Source organism: Candidatus Phytoplasma citri (assembly GCF_002009625.1).
GTDB lineage: Bacteria > Bacillota_I > Bacilli_A > Acholeplasmatales > Acholeplasmataceae > Phytoplasma > Phytoplasma citri.
Genome location: NZ_MWKN01000037.1, coordinates 1 through 8,701 on the forward strand (window position 1 = coordinate 1; position 8,701 = coordinate 8,701).

General features: G+C 20.9%; 4 protein-coding genes. 3 read left to right on the forward strand and 1 reads right to left on the reverse strand.

Going from position 1 to position 8,701, the window contains the following annotated elements; all coding sequences use genetic code 11:
• The first annotated feature begins 335 nt into the window (after positions 1-335).
• The 3 genes from B2G44_RS01160 to B2G44_RS01170 all read left to right on the forward strand — a co-directional run bounded on the left by B2G44_RS01160 (position 336) and on the right by B2G44_RS01170 (position 5,124).
• Positions 336-1,118, forward strand: a complete 783-nt coding sequence (locus B2G44_RS01160) for an HAD-IIB family hydrolase (RefSeq protein WP_078123026.1) — start codon at positions 336-338, stop codon at positions 1,116-1,118.
• 105 nt (positions 1,119-1,223) lie between these two features.
• Positions 1,224-1,838, forward strand: coding sequence for a DUF4194 domain-containing protein (locus B2G44_RS01165; RefSeq protein WP_078123027.1), 615 nt, complete (start codon positions 1,224-1,226; stop codon positions 1,836-1,838).
• Between the two features lies 1 nt (position 1,839).
• Positions 1,840-5,124: an ATP-binding protein gene (locus B2G44_RS01170; protein ID WP_078123028.1), complete on the forward strand. Its 3,285-nt coding sequence runs from the start codon at positions 1,840-1,842 to the stop codon at positions 5,122-5,124.
• A gap of 34 nt (positions 5,125-5,158) precedes the next feature.
• Here the strand turns inward: B2G44_RS01170 and B2G44_RS01175 are convergent, their stop codons facing one another.
• Entirely contained in the window at positions 5,159-6,829 is a 1,671-nt protein-coding gene (locus tag B2G44_RS01175; RefSeq protein ID WP_078123029.1) for a DEAD/DEAH box helicase, read from the reverse strand.
• Between the last annotated feature and the right edge of the window lie 1,872 nt (positions 6,830-8,701).

Genomic DNA, 8,701 nt, shown 5'->3' on the forward strand with positions numbered 1-8,701 from the left:
GGAAACTTGCTTGTCCGGTTTGGACGGGGGCTGATTGTAAATAAAACAGCAAATAAAAATCGCTGCATAAAACGCAATTAATCTATCCGTATTTATAAATAATAAAAATGATAAATTTTTATATAATTTTAATTTATATCTTTAATTTTTAAAAAAATAATTATATATTTTATAATAAAAATTTCTGTTTCTTTGGTGTATATAAGATTTGTTATAATTTTTTTATTATTTGAATGTTGAATCAAATTATTTTTATTCAAATTTTATTTATAATTTTTAATAAATTTTTTACTTTTAATAATTAAAAAAAACAAGAATTAGGAAGATAATGTCAGATGAAAAGAATATATTTTTTTGATATAGATCAAACTCTTTATCATAATAAAAAACAAATAATTTTGCCGCAAACCAAAAAATTAATTTTAGATTTAGCAAGCAAACCAGGTATTATTTTAGGTATCGCTACAGGAAGAAATTATCGTAATTTAAATGTTTTAGGAGATTTGATATCTTGCTTTCATTATTTTGTTATTATGAATGGTGCTGTTACTATATCTAAAAATGACGGTATTATTGATGAAAATCCGATTCCGTCTAAAAATATCGAATGTTTTGTTAACAAAATTAAAAATTTTAATATTTTATTAGCAGGCGTTAATATCGACAAAGAAGTAATTTTATATAATCCTAATTTATCAGATAAATCTTTGATTCGTTATTATCAAAAAGAATTAAATTATGTTTTAGATTATGATTTAAAATTAATGTCTAAGATCTATTTTATGGTTGCTTTAGGTTCGGATGTTAAGAAAATTAAAAATTTTAAAAATGATTTAAGTTTTTTAAATATATGCTTTTGGAATAGTCATGTAGATTTAACTGTTGATTATGTTAATAAATCTTATGGTATTGCAAAAATTAAATCCAAATATCCCGATTATCAATTAATTTGTACAGGAGATGGTAGTAATGATGTTGAAATGTTATCTTATGCTGATATTGGTATAGCTATGGGTAATAGTTTATATCCACGTACTAAAGAAGTAGCTAAATTTATAGCTCCTCATATTGATTCAGATCAATTATATGATTTTTTTAAAAAAAATATACTTATTTAAATATAGATCAAAAATTTTTTTAAATTTATGGCGGTTTTTAAAATATGTTATATTTGTATTAAATTTAGGATTTTTTAATTCAGAATATTTTTAGGAAGCGAAATTATGGATCAAAAAACACAAGAGTTGCAAATATTTTCTCAGAAATTTAAAATTTTGAAAGAAAAGGAAAAAGATATTTTTTCTCGAATTATTAATAAATTATTTCAAGTTAATTATTTAACTTCTCAAAAAAATTCTGATTTAAATGATTATAGATTTATTTTATTACATCAAGAAATGTTTATTTATTTTTTGAAATTAATTGATTTTGAATTGGAAATTCATAAACATGATGAAGTTATTTTTCTTAAAAATGTTCAACAATTGAATAAATTAAGAATTAAAAAAGAAGAAAGTTTATTATTATTTTTGTTTAGAATTTTATTTCAAAAAAAGAAAGAATTAATGCCTTTAAATAATAAAATTGAAATTTTTTTACAAGATATTTATCTTGAATTAAAAAGTATCGGTTATGCTGAAATTCATAAATTAACTAAAGAAAAAATAAAGAATTCTTTAATTTTATTTAAACAATATAATATTATTGATTTCTCTGATTATAATCATTATTTGCCTAATGATTTGGTAATTCGTATTTATCCAACTATTTTGTATTTAATTAATTTGGGTATGCTGCAATATTATCAAGAATTATTTACTACGGATGTGAAAAATTAAAATGAAAAAATTGACGAAAATACAATTAGTAAATTGGCATTTTTTTGATTTTCAAGTTATTGATATCGAAAATAATGCTTTGGTTTCCGGAGAAAATGGTTCTGGTAAATCTACTTTATTGGATGCTTTACAATATGTTTTAATAGGGGAACGTAATCATGTTAAATTTAATATAGCAGCAAATGTTAATGCTAAACGTTCTTTAGAGAGTTATATGCGTTGTAAAATTGGAGCAGAGAATAAAGAATTTTTAAGAGATCAAGATGTTATTACTCATATTTTATTAGAATTTTATGATAATATTAACAAAAAATATAGTATTTTCGGTTGCGCTTTAGAACTTTCCCGTAGCGGACAATTAAAAGAAAAATTTTATTTTATAGAAAATATGAAGTTTATTAATAATATGTGTGTAGAAGATGATCAACCTAAAACTCATAAACAACTGTTTCTTTTTTTAAGAAAATATGTTTCTGATTTTAATTTTTTTGATACTAAAAAACAATATCAGAACGCTATAGGTAATTATTTAAACATTAATGTGAGCAAATATATCCAAATGTTACCTAAAGCTTTAGCTTTTAAACCACTTAATTTGCAAAATTTTGTTTTTGAGTTTCTGTTAGAACCTAATCCTATAAATATTTCGAGTTTAAAAAATAGCTTTAAACAATTGAAAAAATTAGAATTTCAAATAGAATTTGAAAAAAATAAATTATTTTATTTATCTAATATTATAGATGCTGATAAAAAATTTATTCATTTAAAAGAGCAGATTCAAATTTATCAATGTCTTGTATACAAGGTAAACCTTAAAAAAAATCATTTTGATTTGGATTGTTTTCGTTCCAAGAAAGAGACTGATGAACTAAGTTTGCAAAAATTATTATTTAAGAAAGAACAAATTCATTTAAATATAGAAAATTTAAACAATGAATTATCTGTTTTGAAATCTAATGATAGGAACTTATTGTTAAATAATCTTCAAAAAGATTTAGTTTTTTATCAAAATATTGAACATACTTTGGAGGAAAAAATTAATTTATTTCGACATCAAATTAATCAAGAATTAATTAATTTAAAACAGCTACAAAATTTATCTTTTTCTGAAATTTATTTAGATAGTATAAATTGCATAAATGATTTTTTAAATTTAGAATTGTCTGAAATTAAAATCAATTTACCCAAATTAAAATTTATTTTGGAAAAATTATGGAATTCGATCTCACAAGAAATAATTAATATTAATATACAAAAAAATGACTCTGATAAAATTATTTTAGATTTACAAAAAAAAATTTCAGATAAAGAGAAAGATTGTCGTATTCTTTCTTCTGTTATATCTGTTTATCCTCGTCATATACAAAATTTAATCGAAATTTTAAATAAAAAATTAAGCGATTTTTATAGTTTTTCAGTCAGTATTTATCCTTTATGCGAATTAATAGATATTAATGATAATTTATGGAGAAATGCTATAGAAGGTTTTTTAGGGAATAGAAAATTTAATTTATTGATAGAAGAAAATTATTTTGATCAGGCATTAAAAATATACAGAAATTTACCACAATCTGTAGATAATAATTTTTATGATATAGGATTAGTTAATGTAGCACAAATACCTTTAATTAAAGACAACTTTAACAGTTTATCAAATAAGATATCTTCTAATAATGAAAATGCTTTAAAATATATTCGTTTGCTTTTGTCAAATATTATATGTGAATTAGATTCTGTAAACTTAAAAAAACATAAAACAGCTATCACTCCTGATTGTTTGGTTTATAGTCAATACACTTTGAGAAAAATTAATCCAAAATTTTATCAATTTCCTTATATTGGTAAAAATTCTATTAAGATGCGCAAAAATTTTATTCTATCAGAAATTCAACAATCTAATTCTTTGTTATTACAGCATCAAAGTTCATTAAATAAATATCAAGAAATGATTAATTTATTGAATAAAAGTAAATTAGCTAATATTTTAATTTCGGATAATTTTAATTTATATTCTGAATTATTCTCTATTAAAGAAAAAATACAAAATGTTTCGCAACGAATAACTCAATTAAGTTCCGATTTAAATTTGCGAGATGCCCAAGATAATTTAGTTACCCTTCTGGATCAAAAAAAGAATCATAATGAACAATTAGAAAGAATTTTTTTTAAAATAGCAGATTTAAAAAATAATTTGAATAATTACGAATCAGAAATTCAAAAAATTAAAATTAATTTGTCTGAATTAAATCAAAAATTAAATTTTTTAATAGACAAAAATATTTCTACATCTATAGAAGAGAAAATAAATGTACATTTATTTAATTATTATCAAAAATATGATAATAATTATGATTTAATTTTAAATAAAATTCATGATTATTTAAAAAATATAGAACAGCAAAAATTAACTCAAAAAATAGATTTAATAAATCAAATGCAAATTTATTTACAAAAATATAATATTTCTAATATTGAAGCTCGATTAGAAAGTTTAGAATATTTTTATCAAGAGTATAATTTTACAAATTCTCAAAATTTATCAGATTATGAACAAGAAGCTAAGGAATTAACTAATAAAACTGAAATAATTTTTAAAGAAGAATTTATTAATAAATTAAAAGAAAGCATAGATAATACTAAACAACAAATTCAGAAGTTAAATCAATTATTAAGTGATAGACCTTTTGGTAATGATAGTTATCAAATACTTATTAAACCTTCTAATGATCCGGATTACAAAAAATATTATGATATAATTTCTAGTTATGATAATAATGATTCCAAAAATAAGTTATTTGAAAGAGGTTTAATGTGCGAAAATATTTTGTTAGATGAATTATTTGATAAAATTATTTCTTCGGAAGAAGGTTATGAAGAAATAGCAGAATCTTTTTTAGATTATCGTAATTATATGACTTATGATATTCAAATAAAAGACATGAACAATAATTATTCTTTGTTTTCTAAAATTTTTCGTGAAAAATCCGGAGGTGAAACTCAGGTACCTTTTTACATTATCATGTCTATTTGTTTTGAACAGTTAAATAGTGCTAATGATAATCAAGGTTGTTTGGTTTTGTTTGATGAAGCTTTTAATAATATGGATGAAGCCAGAATAGAAGGCATGATGCGTTTTTTCCATTCTTTAAAGATTCAATTTATTATGGCCATTCCTCCGCAAAGGATTGTAGATATTTCTCCTTATGTGCAAACTAATTTAATTATTATTAAAGATGATAATCATGTTGTTGTTGAAAATTTTACAAGAAATATATTAAATCTTTAATTTTTTTATACAATTGTTTTTATTTTGAACTATATTAATTAATAAGTTTTCTGATGTTTATTATTATTTTTTTGATTTCATTATATTTGATTAAAAAAGTTATTATTTTGGACATTTGATATTTATTCATATTTTTTATTTTTTGTTCATTAAATAAAATGGAAAAATTAATTTTTTTATTTTTTTGTCTTAATTTTAATAAGCGTAATAAATAATTTTTTTGTTTGGATGTATAATGATGTGTATTCCAATATTGAGTTTTATAAACTGATTTGTCAGTTTCATGTGAATTTAACCAATCATTAGCAATAGCGAAACAATTATCTTCGTTTCCTTTAAATAAACATTTAGCTGTTTTGGGTTCTTTTGTTCCGCCAATAGCTATGTAAATATTTTTATAATGAGTTATATAAGCCCAAGAATGAAAACCTGCTATATAATGTTTTTTATTATTAGCCAGATCATACCATTCAAAATTTGAATTTTGTAATATATCATATTTTTTCATTTTAACATCTTTGACGAATTGTATTTCTTTAGATTCTCTGGAATTAAATTCTGTATTGATAGAATTTGTTTTGTTTAAATGTTTTTTATTTGGATTTTCATATGGAGATAAATATTCAAATAAATTAGGATTATTTTGAATAGATGTTCCGAAATCTAGTATAATACAATCTTTTTTTGTGATATGAGGATATTTATTGTGATTTTTTAAAAGTCTTAAACCTCGACCAATCATTTGTTCTATTGTAGATTTAAACGAACTTGGGCGTAATAAAACCACGCATGAAACGATTTGGCAATCCCATCCTTCTGTTAATACATTAACATTAACGATAACTTGAATTTTTGTTTTATCGAATTTTTTTAATACAATATTCCTTTTTTCGCTGTTATCGTTTCCTGTAATTAATTGAGCTTTAATACCAGCTTTTTTAAATGCTTCTGTTACATCATGAGCATGTTTGATGTTTGCGCAAAAAATTATAGTTTGACGATTTTGAGCATATTTTTTCCAGTGATTAATTACTTCTGAATTAATAGCAGTTGTATTTATAATATCTGCTACCTTGTTTAAATTATATTCTTGATTTTTTTGATATAATTGAAATATTTTTTCTTTAATGCCAACATCTCTAATAAAAACTTCTGGTTTTACTAAATAACCAGCTTTAATTAATTCTTTTACCGTAATTTGGGCTGTAATTTCTGGAAAAATTTCTTTTAATTTTTTTTTGTCACCTCTTATAGGGGTAGCTGTAACACCAAGAATTTTACATTGAGGATTAGACTTAAGAAAATGATCGATAATTATTTTGTAAGTATTGGCTGCAGAATGATGAGCTTCATCAATAATTAACATATCTATATCAGGTTTTTCTGGAAGATTTTTGGCTAAAGTTTGCACCATAGCAAAAATTACTTGAGCACTCCATTTTTTTATTTTTGAGTTAAAAAAACATGCGGTTATATTTGGATTAATGATTTCAAAGGTGTTTTTATTTTGTTGCATTAACTCTTCTCTATGAACTAATACACAAGCTTTATTAATAGATTTTATTTGTAAAAAATGTTTTAAAATGAAAGAAAACATAACTGTTTTTCCTGAACCTGTTGGAGCTATAAGTAAAGTAGTTTGTTTATTCTCAAAAACTTTAATAATTTTATCAGTAAGTTGTTTTTGTATTTTGTTAAGTAGCATAAAAAAATATTTCCTTTTTTTATTATGTTAACATGCATATTTCTATTTAATTATTAACATTGATTTATTCGATATAATAATTTTAATTAAATTTAAATTGATTATTTTCAGTTAAAAATAATGTATTTATTAATATTTTATATAATTATTTGAGATATAAATATTATTTTTTAGGTTAATACCTATGAAATTTTTATTTTTTTATAATTATTTATCATGTTAATCATAAGCGAACCGATTTTTCTTGCCTTAAAATTTTATTTTTTCTCGTAAACATAAAATTGTTTTAAATTCTGAAGTTATTGAATCAAATCTTTTTATTTACTAGTTGTTTTAGATAAAAGAGAAAATTATTTTCACTCTTCGATTATTACAAAAAATTAAAAATTAGTGTACAAAATAAAAAAAATAATCAGTATTAAAATTTATTTAATATGGGGAATAGTTTGAATACGGTGAAAAGGTAAAAAAACATATTATTCTAACAAAATGAAATGATTAAAAATGTTAATTAGTTATTAATAACCTGAAATTGACTGATTATTTTTTTCATTTTATCAGGAGATTTTTTTATAAAAAAATATTTTGATTTTGTAAAATCGTTTTCATTTGGCTAAAAAAGTTTTCAATCAAGGTATTATTATGATGATTAGTTTTTCGAGATATACTCATTAAAAAACTTTTTTATTAAAACTTGTTAAATTTTTTGTGTTTGATAAATTGCTCCTTGATCCGAGTGTATGATACAAGGTTTTTTGATTTAGATATTTTTTTAATTGTCTTTAAAACTAAATCTTAATTTTTTATCATAAAGATGAAAGGAAATAATTTGATTGTTAAACTAATCAATAATAAAAGAAAAATAGAGAAAATCTTGATTTATCAAATTAGGAATGATTGGGAGATTCTTTTTTAAATTATAGTAAGTAAAATTTTTTTTAATCCTTAACCGATAACGAATATCATTTTTTTATAATAGTATAAACTTTTTTATTAGTAATCTTCTTGTTAAAAAGTTTTTGGATATAAATCTGTTATTTTGTGATTCCCATAAAATATTGATAATGAATAAAAAAAGGATATATTTGGTCTTTATACATCTAATTAATTTTTTAACCTAATAACTTTGTTTATCTTGGATAATAAAAAAAATTAATATATTTCAAATCTTTTTATTGAACATAAAGTTTGGAATTTATGGATGGAAATTTTATCAATTAATTTTTTAGAATGAATGGCAATGGTCAATTTAATGAATTTGTTTTTTCAAATTTATAAATGGTTTAATTTGATAGGAATATTGAATTTATTAATTCTATTTTCAATTATTCTAATTTATTTAAATAAATTCATTTATAATGTATCTCTAATTTTTTTTATTTTTTTAAAAAAATAAAAAATAAAGTTTTTTTCTTATTATTATTTTTTTTCATAAATAAAAAAAATATAAGATTAAGATATCTTTTTATTTCTTTAAAAAAAATAAAACAATATCCGACTAAGAAAGTTTATTTTTATTAATGATTGGTAGATTATTAATTTTAAGAATTAGCGTGAATATTTGATAATTATAAATATAAAAAATATTTTAAATATTATTTAAAATATATTAATTAAAAAATTTCATGAAAAGAATTTTAAGTTCTGAAAAATTATTTAATATTTTTTTAATATTTTAAATTTGCATTTTTCTTATTTTTAAGTTACGATAAAAAAGTAGTATTTCAATTAATATAGAATTTTTTCATTTTTAATATAAAATCTTATAGTTTTATATCGGGCGCCAAAGAGGCCTAAATTTCGTGCTATCTAACCAATAGCCAGGGATGATAAACCCTGAAAGGAGATGGTCGGTTTGACAAACGAAAGAAT